Here is a 19,538-nt window from a genome sequence, read left to right on the forward strand (position 1 = left end):
GTAATATGTAGTTTATTGTTTGTTTAATAAGGTATTTTCTATGAAATTGGTCATTTTAGTATACAAGTGCAAACGTGTATAACCTCCATAAATTCCATGATTTTTATCTGGATAAATCATCCAATCGAATTGTTTGTTGGCAGCGATTAAAGCATCAATCATTCGCATGGTATTTTGCACATGTACATTGTCATCACCTGTACCATGAATTAACAGATAATCTCCTTTTAGTTTTTCCACATGATTAATTGGTGAGTTATCATCATAACCGCTTGCATTTTCTTGTGGTGTTTGCATATACCTTTCTGTATAAATTGTATCATAGAAACGCCAGCTCGTTACTGGAGCCACCGCAATTGCCATACTAAATACATCATTTCCTTTTAAGATACAGTTACTTGACATGAATCCTCCATAACTCCATCCCCAAATCCCGATACGATTTTTATCTACATACGAACGCTTTCCTAGTTCAATGGCAGCATCAATTTGATCTTCTACTTCATATTTCCCTAATTCTTTATAGGTAACTTTTTTAAAATCAGCCCCTTTAAATCCTGTTCCTCTACCATCAACACACACAACTATCAATCCTTTTTGTGCTAACATTTGATACCAATAATCGTTGGAACCGTTCCATCTATTTGCTACTTGTTGTGAACCTGGACCAGAATACTGATACATAAATACCGGATATTTCTTAGAAGTATCAAAGTCAGCAGGTTTTATCATCCACGCATTGAGTTTATGACCTTTTGCTGTGGTTAAAGTGAAAAATTCTTTTGTAGAAGTACGATAATTAGCTAATTTTTCTTTTACAGAATCATTATTTCTAATTTCTTTTACCAAGTCTCCATTAGTAGCAGAGTGTAGTGTATATTCTGGAGGTGTTGTTGCACTTGAAAACGTATTTATAAAATACGTGAAATCTGCACTGAATTTTGCAGTATTTGTACCTTCTTTTGACGAAAGTCGCTTCTTTTTCTTTCCGTTTGTTTTGATTGAATAAATATCTCTATTAATAGAGCCATTTTCTACAGATTGATAGAACACTCGATCCGATTTCTTGTCATATCCGTAATAATTGGTTACTTCCCAAGGACCTTTAGTAATTTGATTAATCAATTCTCCATCTTTTTTATAAAGATAAATATGATTATAACCATCTTTCTCACTCGTCCAAATAAAGCTATTATCTGCTAAAAAAGTTAAATTATCTGTGATATCAATGTACGCTTTATCCGTTTCTTGTATAACCACTGATTTTTGTCTCGTTGCTGTATTATACATAATCAAATCCAACTGATTTTGATGACGATTTAACACTTGGACACTTAAAACAGCCGGATCATTTGTCCACTTTATTCTTGGAATATAGAAATCTGTATAATTTGATACATCTACAGTAGAAGTTTCCTCTTTATTCAAATTGTATAAATGCAAAGACACTTTGGCATTTGCTTCTCCTGCTTTAGGATATTTGAATACATGCTGTTGCGGATACAACTTAGTTCCATATACATCCATAGAAAATTCTGGCACTTCTGTTTCATCAAAACGAATAAAAGCAATATAATCACTGGCTGCATTCCATTGAAAAGCTCGAACAAAACTAAATTCCTCTTCATATACCCAATCTGTCACTCCATTGATGATTTTATTTTTTTTACCATCTGTTGTAATCTGCTTAACTACACCTGAAGTTAGATTCTTTACATAAATATTATTCTCATAAACGTAGGCAACCTTTTTTCCATCTGGAGAAAAGGTTGGCTCTTGAATTTTTTGATCTGAAATTTTGATTACTTTTTTTGAAGCTATATCATACACAAAGTAGATTCCTAGTGTAGATCTTCTAAAAACTGATTCTACCTGCGTTGCAAGTAATAATTTATCTTCGTTTTCACTAAAACTATATGAAGAAAAAGAACCTACTTCTGGAAGATTACTAGCACTGACTATCGTTTCCACTTTTTGCAGTGTCTTATAATCATACTTATCAACAGAACCTTCTTGTCGGTTCAACACTGTATATTGCTGCCCATTATTCATAGAATGCAACACATACATTCCATTTGTGGAAAAAGCTCCTCCCCAAATTTCTTCTAACGTAATTTCTTTTTGTTGTGCAGTAACAATTTGTCCTATAATAAAGAACATAAAAAGAAAAACATGTTTTAATTTCATTCGCTCTAAGGTTTTATAAAAAGAAGATGTAACGCCTTCTATTTTTGAGTAATTTTAAATTATAAAGCTGACAATATACAAATATCAAGCAAGTACCACAAAAATCGAACCTTAAATTATATAGGGTGCAAATGAGATATTTTTTCTTCATTTTTTAACTCGTTTCCCCCTTTTTAATCACTTTTGAAGCAATTTGACTTCAAAAGCCTAATTTTCAAAGCGTTTTTTAATTTTTTTGAAATAAAAATGTTACTATTTCATTATGTATCTTTGCAGCCACAAAACCCTAATTTATGATTGCTCCTATTACTGGATTTTCAAAACTTACTAAAAATAAAAAGATTGAATGGCTAGTTGACACTTATTTTTTAAATGATACAACCGCCATCAACACATTAAAAAAATATTGGAATTCTGATGAAGCTCTACAAAAACTTCACGATGAGTTTATCGAGAATACAATCACAAATTTTTATTTGCCTTTAGGTGTTGCACCTAATTTCCTCATCAATGACCAATTATATGCAATTCCTATGGCAATTGAAGAAAGTTCAGTTGTTGCCGCAGCAAGCAAAGCTGCAAAATTTTGGTTAACACGTGGTGGGTTTAAAGCTACAGTAATCAATACCGAAAAAGTAGGGCAAGTTCATTTTATGTATTTTGGAAATACTGAAAAATTAAAAGCATATTTTGAACATATTAAACCGCAATTGATTGAAGCAACTTCGCACATCACGCAAAATATGAAAAAACGCGGAGGAGGAATTACTGAAATCGAACTTAGAGACAAAACAAAACAGCTAGATGGGTATTTTCAACTACACTGCACATTTGAAACTGTTGACTCTATGGGAGCCAATTTCATTAACTCGTGCTTAGAGCAATTTGCTAAAACATTTGAATCGGCTGCCAAATCGTATGGCCTTTTTTCTGAGAAAGAAAAAGAAATACAGATTGTAATGAGCATTTTATCCAATTATGTTCCCAATTGTTTGGTAAGAGCTGAAGTAAGTTGTCCTGTGAGTTCTTTGACAGAAAATGAATCAATCGATGCCAATGAATTTGCCGAAAAGTTTGTCCGTGCTATACAAATAGCGAAAACAGAACCTTATCGAGCTGTAACACACAATAAAGGAATCATGAACGGCATTGATGCTGTTGTTCTCGCCACAGGTAATGATTTTAGGGCAATTGAAGCAGGCGTACATGCATATGCTTCAAAAGACGGAACTTATTCAAGCTTAACACATGCAGAAGCAACTAACGGCATCTTTAAATTTTGGATTGAAATTCCGCTTTCTTTAGGAACCGTAGGAGGGTTAACATCTTTGCATCCTCTGGTAAAAATAGCACTACAAATGCTTGGAAAACCTTCTGCTAAAGAGTTAATGCAAATTGTTGCAGTAGCAGGTTTAGCGCAAAATTTTGCTGCAATACGTTCACTAGTTACAACCGGGATTCAAAAAGGGCATATGAAAATGCATCTAATTAATATTTTGAATCAATTAGAAGCCTCTGAAGATGAAAAAGCATATTTTGTGAACTTTTTTAAAGACAAAACAGTGACTCACAGCGCTGTTGTAAATGCATTTACAGCATACAAAAAAGAACATGCTTCATGAATTTTTACAGCAACGGAAAATTATTGCTCACTGGAGAATATGTAGTGCTAGATGGTGCTAAATCATTGGCTATTCCTACAAAATTTGGACAAGCGTTGGTTGTAAAACATGTCGTTAGTACTGATAGAAGAAAGCTCGTTTGGGAAAGTTATGACGAGCGTAAAAATTGTTGGTATACTTCTTCTTTTTTTTTAGATGAACTCACACTTAATACTCCACATACTGACGAAGTAAGCCAAATTCTAACAACTATTTTATCGGAAGCAAAACGTTTAAATCCTAGTTTTTTAACAGGTATTCATGATTTTCATGTAAAAACCATGTTGACATTTCCTCGAAATTGGGGATTAGGCTCGTCGTCAACTTTGATTCACAATATTGCTTTGTGGGCAAATATAGATCCGTATGCACTACTTTGGAATGCTTTTTCAGGTAGCGGCTATGATATTGCTTGTGCAAAACATCATACTCCTATTATGTATGAACTTATTAATAACAAACCCAAAGTAACGGAAATATCCTTTGTTCCAAGCTTTATGGATCAATTGTATTTTATTCACCTAAATCAGAAGCAAAATAGCAGAGCAGCTATCACAAAATATAGACAAAAAAGAGGGCATTTTATCAATGAAATTAAAATTGTTAATGCCATTACTTCAGAGATGATTTCTTGTAAATCTTTACACGATTTCAATCTTTTACTATCTGAGCATGAAGAAATTATTGCTACTATTATTGAAGAAACTCCAGTAAAAAAACGTCTCTTTTCAGATTATTTTGGTGAAATTAAGAGTTTGGGAGCTTGGGGCGGCGATTTTATTTTAGCAACAGGTAATGCTGACACTCCAAATTATTTTTCTAAAAAAGGATATACTACAATTATTCCATTTAAAGAAATGATATTATAGTGTATATTATCATTTTATAAATAATATCATAAAAAAACCTGTGAATGAAAAATTCACAGGTTTTTTTATGATTATATAAAAGCTTTTATCTATTAGTAAAATACAGCTCTGTTATCTTCTATTTCTGCTGCACTTTTTAAAGCTTCAAATACAGAGTTTGTAGCCTTTACTGCTCTTTGATTTTTAAGCATGTTCATTTCTGCTAGATACGAATCTTTTGCAGGCGCACTCACTTTGTTTACGATTTCAATTTTGAAAACTCCTTTTTGTCCTGCAATAAGGTCTGATGTTGTTCCTTGCTCTAATGCAAATGCTGCCCCTACCACTTTTTGTTCTGGACCAACTCCAGGAACCATTGGCGCAGCCATTGACAATGAAGTTGCTTGCTGAACTGAACTACCGTTTGCAGAAGCAATTTCTTCCATTGACTTTCCAGCGTTCATTTCTTTAATCATTTCAGCTTTCTTTTCATTTCTTAGCTTAGTCAACACTCTTGCAGAAGCTTCTTCTACTGTAGGTAAACCAGCGTCATGTTTCGCTGTAAGCTGCACTACTAAGAATCCACTCCCAATATTAAAACGCTTGATATCTCCTATGCTTCTTGCATCTTCAAATGCCCAACGTACAATTTGACGTTGCTCAGCCATCCCAGAAATTCTATCATCAAGCTCTTTAATTTTATTTACAGGATTTACATTATATCCTTTTTCTTTAGCAACATCTACAAAAGCTGTATTTGACTTTCCTGCATCAGATTCAAATTTAGAAGATTCTGTAAATAAATCACTTAACGTTTTTTCTGTTACTTCTACTTCTTTAGCAATTGTAGCAAGTTTTACTACTTTTTGATTATTTTTTTGTTCTAAAATTTCGATAATATGGAATCCGAAAGGAGTTTCAACAATATCCATAGCTCCTTGTTCTTTTTCAAAAATGAAATCTTTGAAAGCCGGAGTTAATTGACCTCTTGTAAAATTGTTATACCAACCTAAATCTCCCCCTTTTTCTGCCGAACCTGGATCTGACGAGAACTCTTTTGCAAGGTCAGCAAATTTAGATTTATTTTTCTTTATTACATTTAGAAGACTATCTGCTAATTTTTCAGCTTCTTCTTTTGTTCTTGTAATATCTGCAGCAGCTCTTTCAGTACCTGCATAACGCACCAAAATATGTCTACTCTTTACAGAATCTGGCAATTGTGCCGCTTCTACCAAGCGAGATATTTTGTATTGATTTGCTACTTTATATGGTCCATACACATCTCCTTCTTGCATTGCTAAGATTGCATCTGCATGCTCAGAAGGCAATTGATTTTTGTAAAAATAGTCTGAAGTTTGTGTTACTTCTGTATTTTCATTAGCATAACCTACAGCATCTTCTGCAGCAGCAAGTTCTTTTTTATATCCTTTTACTACTTCCATCGTTTCTTCCTCATCAGATTTTGATGGAATTTCTTGGAAGTACACGTATTGAATATCTCTAGATTCTTTCTCTTCAAATTCAGATTTGTGATTTTCCATATATTTTAAAACATCACTCTTCTTTATTTCTACCAAAGAGTCAATAATAGAAGTGTAAGGTACGTAAGCATATTTAAATGTAACTTTATCATTCTCCATTCGATAAGCCATCTCAGCTTCTTTTACTGTCGCAATAGAACCTGCTTTTACCAAATTATAGTATAAATCTCTTTTTGCTTGACGAACAACGTAGTTCTCAGTTGCTATCCAGCTGTTATATTCTGCTGCTTTTTGAGCATCAGAATTTTTAGTTGCTTCTAAGTTATTTACATATTCTCTTAACTTAGCTTCTACAAATGTTCCTGATTCATCTTGAAAACGTGGGTCATTTGTGATATTTGGATTTGAAGTAAGTAAATTCCAAATTTCATCTTTTTCAATAGTGATTCCCAATTCGTCAAGTTGCTGAGTAATAAGTGTATTTTTCACTTCTTCATCCCAAATAGTGCTTACTACTTGCATTGTTGAACGAGTTCCTCTTGAAAGATTTTTCCCGTACTCTACTTGATCTTGGAATTGTGCTCGTGAAATACTTTCACCATTTACAGTTCCTATGTTATTAGGTTGTTTATCTCCTCCGTTATTGTTGAATACGTCAGAAATTACGAAAGCAAAAAGTGCCAATCCAATAATTAGGATAAGGACTAATGTACGTTGTCTAATTTTTGCAAGAATTGCCATGTATCTTCAATTTTTATGAAATTCAGTGGGCGAAAATACAATTTCCTACTAAATAATAAAAGAAGAACTGCGTATTAATTCGTTTATTTTGGGGATTTTAATCTTCGGAAAGTATTTGTAATTGTATTGTGTCAATTTTTGTATTGGAAACTTCTACAATCGTAAACTTTAGATCGCCAATAATGATGACTTCATTTTGCGCCGGAATTTCTTCTGTTTCACTTACAATCAACCCTCCAAGAGTTCCATAGTTTTCACTTTCTGGAAGGGATAATTTATATGTTTCATTGATATAATCAACCTCCAAACGCGCTGAGAATATATATTCTTTTTCTCCTATTTGTTTTTCTAGTAACTCGGTAACATCGTGCTCATCTTCTATTTCACCAAATAGTTCTTCTACAATATCTTCTACAGTCACTATTCCTGATGTTCCTCCGTACTCATCAAGTACTACCGCAATACTTTTTCGTTTTTTAGTAAGTACATTCAACACATCATTTGCCAACATTGCTTCGGGAACAAAGACAACCGGAAGCACTATACTTCGAATAGTTTTAGGTTTTTTAAATAGTTCGAACGAGTGTACGTATCCAATAATATCATCAATCGTATCTTTATACACCAATATTTTTGAATACCCTGTTTCTGAAAAAAGTTTTGCTAGATTTTTAGTACTTTCTCTAAGCTCAATTGCCATGATTTCTGTTCGTGGAATCATGACTTCCCGCGTTTTTACCGCAGAAAACTCTAAAGCGTTTTGAAATATTTGAATTTCAGAATCAATATCTTCGTCTTGATGCCCTGCTTCTATCTGTTCGCTGATATAATCTCCCAATTCAACTTTGCTAAATTCCAATTGCACCTCATCTCCTTCCGTCTTAAAGAACTTCTTTAAAACCACATTAGATATCCACATAACAAATTCAGAAATTACCCAAAAAAGTTGATAAAAAATGTATGCAGGAATCGCTAAAAATTTAAGCAAACTATTAGCATATACTTGAAAGAATACTTTAGGTAAAAATTCTGCTGTAACCAAGATTAGAAGTGTCGTAATGATAGTCTGAAAAACCAACTCATACTCTACGGTAATGTATTGATTGAGCCAAGGAGTTTCATGAATCCACTCCACAACTAAATCTCCCATAAACAATCCATAGATTACAAGTGCAATGTTGTTTCCGACCAACATTGTAGCAATAAACTTAGAGGGTTTTTGCGTAAGTTGCCTTAATACTTTCGCAAGAATTCCGTCTTGTTTTTTTTCAAGTTCTATGTGAATTTTATTCGCAGAAACATATGCGATTTCCATTCCTGAGAAGAATGCAGAAAACAGTAATGCCGTTATGATAATAAGCAACTGTATTTCCATTTATTTTTGGTTTTTTCGGTCTTTGAATTTTTGCTCGTAATGTCTTCTAAAGAAAAACATAAACAATGAAACTACAGCAAAGACAACAAATAAATAATCAATTGTTCCTAAACTGTTATATGTTTCTACAATTTTGTAGATAGACAATGCTGCTACAAAAAGATATACGTATTTGGTATAACTCAATACTTTCACGAGTAGTTAATTTTGGACGTTAGTTTTACTTGTCTTTTTCTTCGATAGGAATAGTACTATCATAGATTTCATGCGCGTCTACAATAGTAAAGTCTCTGTTGAAATCGATTCCATTTGTTCCTTGAACTAGCATACCGTATTCGCCACTGATTTTGTATTCTCCTTCCGTAAAAACCCATTCACGATCTTGATCCCAGTACAATTGCGGCGCTTCCAATATATTTCCGTTGTGCATGACAACCTTTACATTTCCTTGTAAATCTACTAATCTTGTATCACTATACAAAATAGCATAGTCTGAAGTTACGACACTTTTATTGTTTTTCTCGTCAAAAAACTCTAATTCAATTCCGTTAGGAAATTCCATGAACGGAAATTTTTGATTTGAAAAATCTTTGTTATACGGACTTCTAAGTGTAGATTTTACCTTTCCTGAATCCGTATATACTAAAAACATATTTTCTGCTTCACCAACAGGAAAACGTTTGGAATATGCTAGCTTTTGAATTTCGCTATAGTTATCCTGACATGAAAAAAACATTGTCACAGCTAATGCTGTGACAATGCAATGTAAGATATGTTTTGTATGTATTTTCATCTTATAAGTTTGGAACTCTTACGCTTCCACCAATCCAACAGTTTAATGGAATTGTTTCTCCTCCTTTATACCCTTTACTAAAGATATCTGATTTGCTAGGTGCAGATTGCATATATGAACTTACTGTTCTGTCAGCAATACTTTTTAAAGATGGATCTACTTGCCCTGCTTTTCTTGCCATTTCAGCTGCTTTCCAATATCCTGCTCTTTTTGTGAACTCATCGTTTCCACATTGGTTCACACTTGAAGCGTACAATTGAGCAATTTTCAAATAAGCACTTCCTAAAGATGGATTGCTCTTAACAGCTTCTAAGTAGTATTGTCTTGCTTTTGCTTTTTGACCTCTAGCCTTTGCTTTGTTTGCAATATTGTATAGTAACTTTCCTTTCTTGTACGGATCAGTTTCCATACTTAATGACTCTCTCAAGTATTCTTCAGCTCTTTTTGCATCACCTTTTCTTTCGTAAATACTAGATAAATATCTTTTAGAGTTTGCAGATGGCTCTAATGCATCAACTGCTTCTACCAATTCTACGAATAATGGATCTTCATCACATCCTTTAGCATCCAATCTTCCCGCAGCTCTTTTTAACCAAAGAGCGTTGCTTTTGTTTTGCTCAAAGTTCTTTCTAAACAATGGAATTAACGTTTCACAAGTAGACTCTCTTTCAATTAAAGACTCCATGTTTCCAGAGAAGATAGCGATTGCATTGATATTTGTATCAGCAATTTTTTCATTTCTTTTCTCTTTAGAAGTCAACGCTTGCCCAGCTTCTTGCTTAGTAATAATTTCGTTTTTGATTTTTGCCAATCGCTCACTTTCAGAATCAAACTTTTCAGTTAACTCTTCATACTTTTCGATTAAGTTTTCCAGTTGCACACCTTGGTTCCCTTCTTTATACATGTTATAGTATAATTCAAAATACAAGTATAAAGATTTTGGATTTTTAAAGTTTTCAAGATCAGACTTGAACGCTTCATCAAAAACATCATATTGCTCTTTTGTACTACCAATTTTGTAATCAACCATCAAAGTTCCGATATCTCCTAATACATCTCCCTTTTTTGTTTTATCAGGAACATTTGCAATTCGATCTCTATATAATTGAATTAGTTCTTGTGCAACTGCTTTTTTATCAGCAGCAGTTGTTAGTTTCGCCTTATAAATTCTTTCACCATAAGCGTATAAGGCAGAACTAATGGTTGGACATTCCTTTCTTAATTCTCCAAGTTGCTTTTCTGCTTCGTTATAGTTTTTTGCTTTTGCATTTTCAGCAAAAAGGGACAATTTCACTTTACAATCCTGAGCATTTAAAGTTGTAAAGCTTGTTATCGCAAACAACCCAGCAACTAATAATGTAACAGTCTTCTTCATTTCTTTACGTTTTTATCGATTAATTGTATTTTCTTTTAATAAACCATCTATCATTTAATGATAAACTTATGTGGAAATTTAGATAATTCTCTTGAATCAAACCTGAATCCATCGTTCCGCGCTTTCCGAACTCTACACCTAGGTTGATGTTTGATAATGATCGTCCCACAGGTAGTCCTACTCCAAAAGATATGCCAAAATCATTTATTGACTCATTACGCACCATGATTCCCGTATCCTCATAGCGCACTCCAGCTCTATAAGTAACTCTTTCCCAGTAACTTGTAAAAGAATTATATTTTGGAATATAAAAACCTCCAACTGAAAATTTTGATCCGTTATCATAATTCACATTTTCAATAGTAGTTAATCCGTTTCCAAAATCACTATTGTTTTGCAATGTATATTCTGCTCCAGCAAACCATTTGTTTTTTTCTCCTAAACCAGCTCCAAAAGCAATTTTAGTAGGTAGAGTTAGCTCTGTTTTTCTTTTAGCTCCTAAATCTACGTCATCCACTTGTCCTGAACTTACAATTTCTCCTCCTGCTCCTGAAACATTTAAAGCTAACAATTGTCGTGTATTTTCTGAACTGATATCAGATTTTGGCGAAAAGGTAACAGAAGTAGTGAACGACAGTTTTTCGTTAAATTTCGTCTGATAATAAGCTCCTAAGTTATAGCTTAGCCCACTTAATTTAGATTCATCTTTAGAACGAGTTCCATAATTTAGAGTCCTTACAAACTCCCCGTCATCATTAAGCTCTCCTAAAAACTCCGTATTCTGATTTTTGATGTTTCCGAAATTATAATTTACTGTGGCACCTACCGAAAAATCTTCTGTAATCTTGTATCCTAGTGATAGAAATACAGAATTCAACCCTCCTTCTCCTTCATATTGAGCAAATTTTTGTGGCGCTGAGGCGATACCACTCTCGCCAATTCCCTCAAAGTTATATCCTACAGAAGTAAATGGAACGAGTCCAAAACCAACTCCCATTTTTTTACCTATTGGGAAACCTAAAGCTAAATAATCTAAGGCTGTTGCCGATCCTTTGTCAGAACCTGCATCACTTTCTAATTTAAGCCTACTATAACTGGCTCCAAGTGTATATGTTGTAAATTTTAAATTTCCAAAGGAAGCAGGATTTTGTAAGTTCAGGTGAATACTATCTGAGTAGATACTCAAACCTGCCATACTTCTATTTTCTGTTGTTCCTTTAAATTTTAAGTCTCCAATTCCTAAGAATGAGTAAGGGGAAGCTGTTCCTTGTTGTGCAATACTAGCTTGGCAGAAAAACAACAAAATTGATAATCCTAAAAACTTTCTAATCATTATATCTATTATATTCTAAAACATAGTTCAATCCTTGTAACAAGAATTTTGAATTGGCAAATATGGTATTTTTTAACCTTTTAGCCAAGAAATTAGCGTCGCCGCCTGTTAAAATAACTGTTAAATGTTCAAATTGCTGTTTATATTCATCAATAATCCCATCAATTTCTGCTAAGACACCCAACATTACTCCTGAATGAATTGCTGTTTCTGTAGAATCGCCTATGTATTTTTCTGGCATTATGGGTTCTAGCAAAGGTAAATTGGCGGTAAGAAGATTTAAACTTTTGTATCGAAGTCGGATTCCTGGTGAAATTCCTCCTCCAAGATATTCCTCGTTTGTCGTTTTAAAATCATAAGTTATGCATGTTCCCGCATCTATCACCAACACATTTTTATTTGGATATTCACTTACTGCAGCCATTGTAAGTGCAATTCTATCTACCCCAAGAGTTTCAGGTGTTTTATATGCATTTTGAAAAGGCACATTCGTTTTATAGGTAAGCTTCATGACTTGTACCTTTAGAGAAGCTAGATATTTTTGCGTGTCTTCACTTAATGTTGTCACAGAAGACGTAATTAAAGCATCAATTTTATTGTATGCTTTAAAAAATTTTTCAATTTTTTCTTGAAAATATTTTTTTTCAAAACTTTCGTCAAACACTAAAGTATTTCCCTGAAAAACAGCCATTTTTACAAACGTATTTCCAGCGTCAATGATTAAATTCATGCATTCAAATTAAAGATTGCTAATTTAAGAAACGTTTTTTTTGCAAAATAGTTTTGTGAATTTTAAAAAACACTTATATTTGCATCCGCATTTGCAACTGGTGCCTTAGCTCAGTTGGTAGAGCAAAGGACTGAAAATCCTTGTGTCCCTGGTTCGATTCCTGGAGGCACCACCAGAAAAACCCAATCAATTTGATTGGGTTTTTTGTTTTACATCATATAAAAAGTACTGTTTCTTACATTTTTTAGACTTTTTCTATAATTTTCAGTAGACTTTAAATTTGTTACTTCTACAGCTTTAATTATGCTTAAAAAAAATTGGATAAACTTGTGCTTACTGTCTTTATAGATAACGTTTTCCTTTTATAAATCGTTACTATTGTTTTGCATATTTTTGCAAAGCAATCTGTAGTTTTTTTTGAATTCGATTTCGCAAAAGTCTGGGTGCAATTACCTCAATACTATCTCCAAAACCTAAAATTAAACGTTCCAACTCAAAATTGATATGTACTTTTAGTGTTATTGTAATACTTCTATCTTCATGCTGTTCTACAACTTCCTGTGAATGATGTAACGGTTTTGTCAACACATAAGGAGCATTGCTTTTATCAATTTTTAACGAAATATTTTGCACATGTTTTTCCTCCAAAACCGTAACCCCTATCGTATTTTTATAATATTCATCTCCATTAAAATTTTCTTCTCTAAACGGAATATTCAAATCATAATCAACTTCTAAAATTCGATCGAGAGCAAACGTAGAAATTTTAGTTTTTTTACCTACTACTCCAATCAAAAACCAGCGATTGTTAAATTCTTTTAATATAAATGGATGAAAAATAATTTCTGAAGGATTCCTCGCTTTGAATGATTGATATGTAATACGCAATACAATTTTTTTTAAAATTGCTTGATACAAAACATCCAAGTGCTTCAACCCTCGAAGATTTTCGTTCTTATCTAAATGAATAATAGATGTTTGATGTGTTTTTTCAGTATACACCTTATCTTCCAATCGCTGAATGATTCCTCCTAATTCTGAAAACAATGAAAAATCCTTAAACTGTTTCAACATCTCTACAGTTTCTGAAAGCACATTCATGTCGTTTTCTGTCAAAGGAATATCAGTAATAGAATATTCCTCATCTTCATATTTATAATACTTTCGGTCATATACTACAATTGGAGCATTATAACCTAATTTGTCACTACGCATCATTTGAATATCTAACTGAACTGTACGCCTACTTACATTAATTTCACGCCCTTCATATTCATACAAAGCGTCTGAACATGCATCTATCAAATCATTTAATGTCCATTGACGATATCTATTTTGCAAGCACTTATCAATTGTTTTATACCGGATTAATGCATTTTTATTGATTGCCATAACTTCTTAATTTGAAATGAAAATAAAGATCTTTTATTACTACGCAAAATAATTGCGCAGTAACTCAAAACATTTGTATCGGAATTATAAATATGTTGTCTCGTACGACATTGTAGCTTACTCCGCTGAACGCTGGATGTCAGCGGAGTTCTTTAAACTAAAAACAGATGAAAGAACACATTCAAATTAACGGAAACACATTGATTGATTTAGGATTTAAACCTAAAAAATGGTTCAAAGAAGCTCTTGTATACATCAATGAAAATCAATTGCAACACGATGAGATGTTAGCCTATTTAGAACAGTTCGCATCTGATCCAGAAATAGAATTACACGAAAAACCAGTTTCATTTGCTATTAATATTGAAGCAGAGAATGAAATCGAAGAGCAAAATGTTTCTGATGTACTTACAACTATGGAAACATTAATGCGAACTCCAACTATCGTTAATGGAGCAGTAATGCCGGATGCTTGTCCTACAGGAGCAAATGGCGTTATCCCTGTTGGTGGTGTGGCTGTAGCAAAAAATGCCATTCACCCAGGAATGCATAGTGCAGATATTTGTTGCTCAGTACTTTTAACTGATTTTGGTGATGCAAATCCTCAAGATGTATTAGATGCAGCACATGCAGTAACGCATTTTGGTCCTGGCGGAAGAGATCGTCATACGCAATTTCGCTTCCCAATGGAGTTATTAGCAGAAATTGAAGCAAACAAATTCTTGAATGACCAAAAATGCATCTCAGCAGCACGCTCACATTTAGGAACCCAAGGTGATGGAAACCACTTCTTATTTGTTGGAACTTCTAAAAAAACTGGAAACACAATGATGGTTACACATCATGGAAGTAGAGGTTTTGGCGCAAACTTATACAAAAAAGGAATGAAAGTAGCTGAACAATTTCGAAGAGAATTATCGCCAGAAACCTTAAAACACAACGCGTGGATTCCTTTTGATACAGAAGAAGGTCAAAACTATTGGGAAGCACTGCAAATTGTTAGAAAATGGACTAAAAAAAATCACGAAGTTATTCATGATGCAACCTTAGAGAAACTCGGAATTGATAAAGTAAATCGCTATTGGAACGAACATAATTTTGTATTTAAAGACGGGGATTTGTTTTATCATGCAAAAGGTGCGACTCCATTAGACAAAAAGTTTATGCCAGACATTACGGGACCACGATTAATACCGTTAAACATGGCAGAACCTGTGTTGATTGTAGAAGGAAAAACAACCGCTACAAATTTAGGTTTTGCACCACACGGAGCAGGAAGAAATGTAAGTAGAACGCAACACCGAAAAAGTAAAACAGGAACATTTCAAGAAATATTTGAAGCAGAAACGAAAGGCTTAGACGTACGATTCTTTTCCAACGAAATTGACATTACTGAGTTACCTTCTGCCTATAAAAATGCAGCAACTGTACGTGCACAAATGGAGCACTTCGGGTTGGGAGAAGTGATTGATGAAGTCATGCCATTTGGATGTATTATGGCAGGTGATGTAAGTAAAAATGCGCCTTGGAAGCGTCGCAAAAAAAAAGAAGAAATAATATAATGAAAACAAATCTTGAAATAGCAACTGAAAATCTTTACAAGACATTCAACTCATATTCCCTTGAGGGAAATCTTCGAGAACGAAGCTGTAGCTGTTGTGTTTCTGATAAAGACATTAAACTTTTGTTATCGAAAGATTTGCTTTCAATCTCAGAAGATGAGATCAGGTATTATATGAAAAAAGCTGTTACAACTTATGGAAATGTAAACGACTATAAACATTTTTTACCACGAATTTTGGAGCTATTACAATTTGACGAGAATGATCTGCTAGATGATTTTCTTACGTTTGAAAAACTTCATTACACCAATTGGTATACTTGGAACAAAACCGAAATTGATGCTATTGAAAAGTATTTTATTGCATTATGGATTAAAATAATGAATGATAAAGATGCGTCTTTTTCTCAAATTGAAAACGGGCTAGACTTTATGATTTCATATGTTGGATTAGAAAAAATAATATTACATTGGAAGTTCATCAATCATGCTAGTGCTCTAAATTTAATAATTGATATTGTTTTAGGAAACATTCTATTTTCCAAAAATAATAAGTTTAAAAATGAACTTATGAAATGGTTTTCTGAAGATGCCATTTTATCTAAAATTGAAATAGCGTTTTTTGAAACTAAAGATCAATTGGAGGCGAACAAAATTTCCACAGTCTATACAATTTTAGAAACTCTAAAAACACAATCATGACCGAGAGAAACAGAGGCAAAGAAGGAAGTGACGACCGTTTGTTTGGAGACTTAAGCATGCAGTCAAAAATGCGAGAAGCTATCAAAGATCTGTCGTATTTGTTGAGCAGAGGCTTCTCTGAAAAATCCTCATTGGCATTGGTAGGAAATCGCTACAAACTCAACAATCGTCAACAACGCGCCGTACAAGGAATGAGTGAAGCAAACGATAAACTCATAAAACGTGCGGAACGTTGCCTGTTATCAAACCAATTAGCGGAAAAGGAAGTCATTTTGGATGGATTTAATGTTTTAATCATGCTTGAAAGTGCATTGTCAGGCGCCTATCTTTTTAAAGGTTTAGACGGTTGCTATCGCGATTTATCTAGCGTGCATGGAACTTATAAAAAAGTAAAACAAACACCAGAAGCTATTCAGCTAATTGCAGATTTTTTACAAGAAAACAAGGTCAAAAAAGCAACGTGGGTTTTCGACAAACCTGTATCCAACAGCGGACGTTTAAAAACAACATTACGAGAATTTGCAGACATACATCATCTCCATTGGGAAATCATTTTAGACAACAATCCAGACAAACTGATTGTAGAAAGTAAGCAAATTGCCATTAGTTCCGACGCGTGGATTTTAGATCATGCTTCAAATTGGTGTAATATGGTACGATATATTGTAGACGCACACATTCCACAAAAAAATGTAGTGGAATCTGAATAAAAAAATTAAAAAATGAATCATACAGACAATATAATTATTATTGACTTAGAAGCGACTTGTTGGGACGGTAAAATTCCTAATGGGCAAGTCAACGAAATTATTGAAATCGGAATTTGTGTATTGGATACAAAAACTGGAAAAATCAGCCAAAACGAAGGAATTATTGTAAAACCCACACGTTCTACAATCAGCGAATTTTGTACTGAACTCACCACAATTACGCAAGAATTAGTCAACACAAAAGGTGTTTCCTTTGAAGAAGCTTGCTCAAAACTTCGTATCGCATACAATCCGAAACAATATACATGGGCAAGTTACGGCGAATACGATCTTAATATGTTAAAAAAACAATGCAAATTACGTGGTGTGGAATATCCTATGGGACAACAGCATATTAATGTAAAAACTACTTTTTCAGAAGTGAAAGGGTTGCAAAAAAAAGTTGGAATGAAAGGTGCACTACATATTTTGAATATTCCTCTAGACGGAACACATCATAGAGGAATTGATGATGCACGAAATATTGCAAAAATCTTACATTGGTGCTTACAACATAAAAAAGCATAAAATCTTCCTATTAGTGAATACCCTCATAAACATAGCATACTCTTGTAAAAATTACTTTTCAGATGAATGGAAAGCAACCTATGGTGCGTTTTTACAAAATGAACACTTGTCTGTTTTAGCACGAAATGTGTATGCGTTGTATGAAAATGACTTTGAGAAATTTCACGGGAAACCCAATTTTGACGAAGAAATCATTCCGAATCTGCCAAAAGTATTTTCAGTGTTTAAAGAGCAATTCAAAATCTTAAAAAAGTACGATTTTGAAACGAATAAATTGACGCGTAATGCATTTGCCTCTGCTGTAGAAGGGACAAGTTTTACCAATCTTTTGATACTTTTGGGACAACGATTAACGTCTGCGAGTATTCAAGATGAACGTGCCATTCCGCCCTTGCGAAACGAACTATTACAATGTAGTTTTAAAGCGCATAATAATCAAATCTCTAAAGCTGTGCGCGCTTGGGAAAAACATGCTCAACGCTCTACAGAAAGTTTTTGGGGAACAATAAAAGGAAGTACAGACCATAAAGAGTATAGCGTAAAATTGCTAATCGAACATATACTGGCACACAAAACTTGGTGGAATGTATTTACACATTACAAACATGAAATTGTTTACGAAGCTAGAATTGCAAGCGGACATGGAATTCGTTGGAAAATGGAAAACTTAGAACTTATCGGCTTTTTAGAACCTTTTGAAAATTACAATCATGACAGAATTTGAACAGCAATATAACTTTACAAAAGAAGAATGGGAAAACTGTCTAAAAGTACTGCATACACTCAAAAAAGATCCTTTTGCCAATCCAAACAATGAACAATTAGGTACACTCATCACAAAAATTTTTAAACTAGCAAAAAAATTAAATCGAATAGACTCATTTTCAGTAAAAAAGAAGCAAGATTTAGAAACTATTTTAAATAGCGAAATTTCTAAAAATGCTATACAAAACACTACTACATACCAAGAAAATCAACAAAAGGAACAGTCATTCACAAAACTAAATGTTCCAAAAAATTGTTATTGTTGTAATTCATCTTTTTCCTTTGCACATTCATTTTACAATCGCTTGTGCCCAACTTGCGCCGAATTGAATTATGAAAATCGTTTCAAAAGTCTTGACTTAACAAATCGCAACGTAATTTTAACAGGTGGACGTATAAAAATTGGGTACGCAACTGCATTAAAAATGCTACGTTCCAACGCAAATCTTACTGTAACAACACGCTTTCCTGCTACAGCATTAACGTTATTTCAAGAAGAAAAAGATTATGAACATTGGAAAAATAACTTGGTTATTTATGGATTGGATTTACGAAATCTAAAATCTGTTGAAAATTTTATCCAATACTATAAAACAACTCATCAAACACTCGATATCCTAATTAATAATGCTGCCCAAACTATTAAATATACCGATCAATATTATACACCTTTAATAGCTAACGAACAAAAACTACTAAAAAAGTTTTCTAACCAACAATATTTAATTGCAAATAAAATACCCGTGGCAAAAGCAACTATGCTAAATCAGCATGTAGATTTAAATCATTTAGAACTAAACCGTTTTGGACAGCCAATTGATCCTCGTTCTAAAAATAGCTGGAATGCAACATTGCAAGAAATCTCTATGCAAGAATTGATTGAAGTAAACCTGATTAATCAAATATCGCCTTATTTTTTAATAAAAGAGCTTCTTCCTTTGCTACAGAAATCTCATTTCCTTAAAAAACATATTATCAATGTAACGTCTTCCGAAGGGCAGTTTAGTTACCAAAATAAAACTATGTTCCACCCACATACTAATATGACAAAAGCCGCATTAAATATGATGACGTTGACTGCTGCAAAAGATTTTGAAAAAAATAATGTGTATATGAGTGCAGTTGATGTAGGTTGGATTTCAACAGGCGCGCAAGAAACATTGCGCAAAAAACAATTTGAAAAAGGATACATTCCTCCACTCGACCCAGTAGATGGCGCTGCACGAATCATACATCCAATCTATGAAAATGAACAAAACAATACTATATTTACAGGAAAACTACTAAAAAACTATAAAATTGAAAGTTGGTAAAATA

Annotated in this window: 17 protein-coding genes and 1 tRNA gene; 9 read left to right on the forward strand and 9 right to left on the reverse strand. The window is 33.4% G+C overall.

The window, feature by feature from the left end; all coding sequences use genetic code 11:
* Positions 1-12: 12 nt before the first annotated feature.
* Entirely contained in the window at positions 13-2,187 is a 2,175-nt protein-coding gene (locus AA088_RS00370; protein WP_046742966.1) for a S9 family peptidase, read from the reverse strand.
* Between the two features lie 293 nt (positions 2,188-2,480).
* On the opposite strand from AA088_RS00370, the gene AA088_RS00375 reads away from it, so the two are divergent.
* Positions 2,481-3,809 (forward strand): hydroxymethylglutaryl-CoA reductase, degradative, encoded by a 1,329-nt coding sequence (locus AA088_RS00375; protein ID WP_046742967.1) that lies wholly within the window; start codon positions 2,481-2,483, stop codon positions 3,807-3,809.
* Entirely contained in the window at positions 3,806-4,717 is a 912-nt protein-coding gene (locus tag AA088_RS00380) for a GYDIA family GHMP kinase (protein ID WP_046742968.1), read from the forward strand. Before AA088_RS00375 ends, AA088_RS00380 begins: the two co-directional genes overlap by 4 nt.
* A 92-nt stretch (positions 4,718-4,809) precedes the next feature.
* On the opposite strand, the gene AA088_RS00385 is transcribed toward AA088_RS00380, so the two are convergent.
* The 7 genes from AA088_RS00385 to AA088_RS00415 all read right to left on the reverse strand — a co-directional run bounded on the left by AA088_RS00385 (position 4,810) and on the right by AA088_RS00415 (position 12,524).
* Positions 4,810-6,918: a peptidylprolyl isomerase gene (locus tag AA088_RS00385; protein WP_046742969.1), complete on the reverse strand. Its 2,109-nt coding sequence runs from the start codon at positions 6,916-6,918 to the stop codon at positions 4,810-4,812.
* A 97-nt stretch (positions 6,919-7,015) separates the two neighbouring features.
* On the reverse strand, positions 7,016-8,293 hold the full coding sequence (locus AA088_RS00390; protein WP_046742970.1) for a hemolysin family protein: 1,278 nt from the start codon (positions 8,291-8,293) through the stop codon (positions 7,016-7,018).
* Positions 8,294-8,488, reverse strand: a complete 195-nt coding sequence (locus AA088_RS00395) for a hypothetical protein (protein WP_046742971.1) — start codon at positions 8,486-8,488, stop codon at positions 8,294-8,296.
* Positions 8,489-8,513: 25 nt separating this feature from the next.
* Positions 8,514-9,086 carry an LPS export ABC transporter periplasmic protein LptC gene (gene lptC / locus AA088_RS00400; RefSeq protein ID WP_046742972.1) on the reverse strand — a complete coding sequence of 191 codons (573 nt, stop codon included), beginning with the start codon at positions 9,084-9,086 and terminating at the stop codon, positions 8,514-8,516.
* Position 9,087: 1 nt separating this feature from the next.
* The gene (locus AA088_RS00405) at positions 9,088-10,461 is read right to left on the reverse strand and encodes a hypothetical protein (RefSeq protein ID WP_046742973.1); all 1,374 of its coding nucleotides are present in this window, start codon (positions 10,459-10,461) and stop codon (positions 9,088-9,090) included.
* Positions 10,462-10,480: 19 nt separating this feature from the next.
* Positions 10,481-11,794: an outer membrane protein transport protein gene (locus AA088_RS00410; protein ID WP_046742974.1), complete on the reverse strand. Its 1,314-nt coding sequence runs from the start codon at positions 11,792-11,794 to the stop codon at positions 10,481-10,483.
* Positions 11,787-12,524: a type III pantothenate kinase gene (locus AA088_RS00415; protein ID WP_046742975.1), complete on the reverse strand. Its 738-nt coding sequence runs from the start codon at positions 12,522-12,524 to the stop codon at positions 11,787-11,789. The genes AA088_RS00410 and AA088_RS00415 overlap by 8 nt, the downstream gene beginning before the upstream one ends.
* A gap of 99 nt (positions 12,525-12,623) precedes the next feature.
* Between AA088_RS00415 and AA088_RS00420 the strand changes: the two genes are divergently transcribed.
* A tRNA-Phe gene (locus AA088_RS00420) sits at positions 12,624-12,699 on the forward strand.
* Between the two features lie 200 nt (positions 12,700-12,899).
* On the opposite strand, the gene AA088_RS00425 is transcribed toward AA088_RS00420, so the two are convergent.
* Positions 12,900-13,916 carry a helix-turn-helix transcriptional regulator gene (locus tag AA088_RS00425; RefSeq protein ID WP_046742976.1) on the reverse strand — a complete coding sequence of 339 codons (1,017 nt, stop codon included), beginning with the start codon at positions 13,914-13,916 and terminating at the stop codon, positions 12,900-12,902.
* A gap of 167 nt (positions 13,917-14,083) precedes the next feature.
* Between AA088_RS00425 and AA088_RS00430 the strand changes: the two genes are divergently transcribed.
* From AA088_RS00430 to AA088_RS00455, 6 genes are read left to right on the forward strand one after another with little or no spacing between them, the layout of a single operon-like run.
* Positions 14,084-15,478, forward strand: coding sequence for an RtcB family protein (locus tag AA088_RS00430; RefSeq protein ID WP_206539835.1), 1,395 nt, complete (start codon positions 14,084-14,086; stop codon positions 15,476-15,478).
* Entirely contained in the window at positions 15,478-16,179 is a 702-nt protein-coding gene (locus tag AA088_RS00435; RefSeq protein ID WP_156168328.1) for a hypothetical protein, read from the forward strand. Before AA088_RS00430 ends, AA088_RS00435 begins: the two co-directional genes overlap by 1 nt.
* The gene (locus AA088_RS00440; protein ID WP_046742978.1) at positions 16,176-16,889 is read left to right on the forward strand and encodes a DUF434 domain-containing protein; all 714 of its coding nucleotides are present in this window, start codon (positions 16,176-16,178) and stop codon (positions 16,887-16,889) included. Before AA088_RS00435 ends, AA088_RS00440 begins: the two co-directional genes overlap by 4 nt.
* A gap of 12 nt (positions 16,890-16,901) precedes the next feature.
* Positions 16,902-17,456 carry a 3'-5' exonuclease gene (locus tag AA088_RS00445; RefSeq protein ID WP_046742979.1) on the forward strand — a complete coding sequence of 185 codons (555 nt, stop codon included), beginning with the start codon at positions 16,902-16,904 and terminating at the stop codon, positions 17,454-17,456.
* A gap of 13 nt (positions 17,457-17,469) precedes the next feature.
* Positions 17,470-18,180, forward strand: coding sequence for a hypothetical protein (locus AA088_RS00450; protein ID WP_156168330.1), 711 nt, complete (start codon positions 17,470-17,472; stop codon positions 18,178-18,180).
* Positions 18,167-19,534: an SDR family oxidoreductase gene (locus tag AA088_RS00455; RefSeq protein ID WP_046742980.1), complete on the forward strand. Its 1,368-nt coding sequence runs from the start codon at positions 18,167-18,169 to the stop codon at positions 19,532-19,534. Before AA088_RS00450 ends, AA088_RS00455 begins: the two co-directional genes overlap by 14 nt.
* Positions 19,535-19,538 lie beyond the last annotated feature (4 nt).

The organism is Kordia zhangzhouensis, assembly GCF_001005305.1.
Lineage (GTDB): Bacteria > Bacteroidota > Bacteroidia > Flavobacteriales > Flavobacteriaceae > Kordia > Kordia zhangzhouensis.

Coding starts and splice junctions, on each gene's coding strand:
- AA088_RS00370 (WP_046742966.1), bottom strand. CDS start 2,187: ATGAAATTAAAACATGTTTTTCTTTTTATGTTCTTTATTATAGGACAA.
- AA088_RS00375 (WP_046742967.1), top strand. CDS start 2,481: ATGATTGCTCCTATTACTGGATTTTCAAAACTTACTAAAAATAAAAAG.
- AA088_RS00380 (WP_046742968.1), top strand. CDS start 3,806: ATGAATTTTTACAGCAACGGAAAATTATTGCTCACTGGAGAATATGTA.
- AA088_RS00385 (WP_046742969.1), bottom strand. CDS start 6,918: ATGGCAATTCTTGCAAAAATTAGACAACGTACATTAGTCCTTATCCTA.
- AA088_RS00390 (WP_046742970.1), bottom strand. CDS start 8,293: ATGGAAATACAGTTGCTTATTATCATAACGGCATTACTGTTTTCTGCA.
- lptC (WP_046742972.1), bottom strand. CDS start 9,086: ATGAAAATACATACAAAACATATCTTACATTGCATTGTCACAGCATTA.
- AA088_RS00405 (WP_046742973.1), bottom strand. CDS start 10,461: ATGAAGAAGACTGTTACATTATTAGTTGCTGGGTTGTTTGCGATAACA.
- AA088_RS00410 (WP_046742974.1), bottom strand. CDS start 11,794: ATGATTAGAAAGTTTTTAGGATTATCAATTTTGTTGTTTTTCTGCCAA.
- AA088_RS00415 (WP_046742975.1), bottom strand. CDS start 12,524: ATGAATTTAATCATTGACGCTGGAAATACGTTTGTAAAAATGGCTGTT.
- AA088_RS00425 (WP_046742976.1), bottom strand. CDS start 13,916: ATGGCAATCAATAAAAATGCATTAATCCGGTATAAAACAATTGATAAG.
- AA088_RS00430 (WP_206539835.1), top strand. CDS start 14,084: ATGAAAGAACACATTCAAATTAACGGAAACACATTGATTGATTTAGGA.
- AA088_RS00435 (WP_156168328.1), top strand. CDS start 15,478: ATGAAAACAAATCTTGAAATAGCAACTGAAAATCTTTACAAGACATTC.
- AA088_RS00440 (WP_046742978.1), top strand. CDS start 16,176: ATGACCGAGAGAAACAGAGGCAAAGAAGGAAGTGACGACCGTTTGTTT.
- AA088_RS00445 (WP_046742979.1), top strand. CDS start 16,902: ATGAATCATACAGACAATATAATTATTATTGACTTAGAAGCGACTTGT.
- AA088_RS00455 (WP_046742980.1), top strand. CDS start 18,167: ATGACAGAATTTGAACAGCAATATAACTTTACAAAAGAAGAATGGGAA.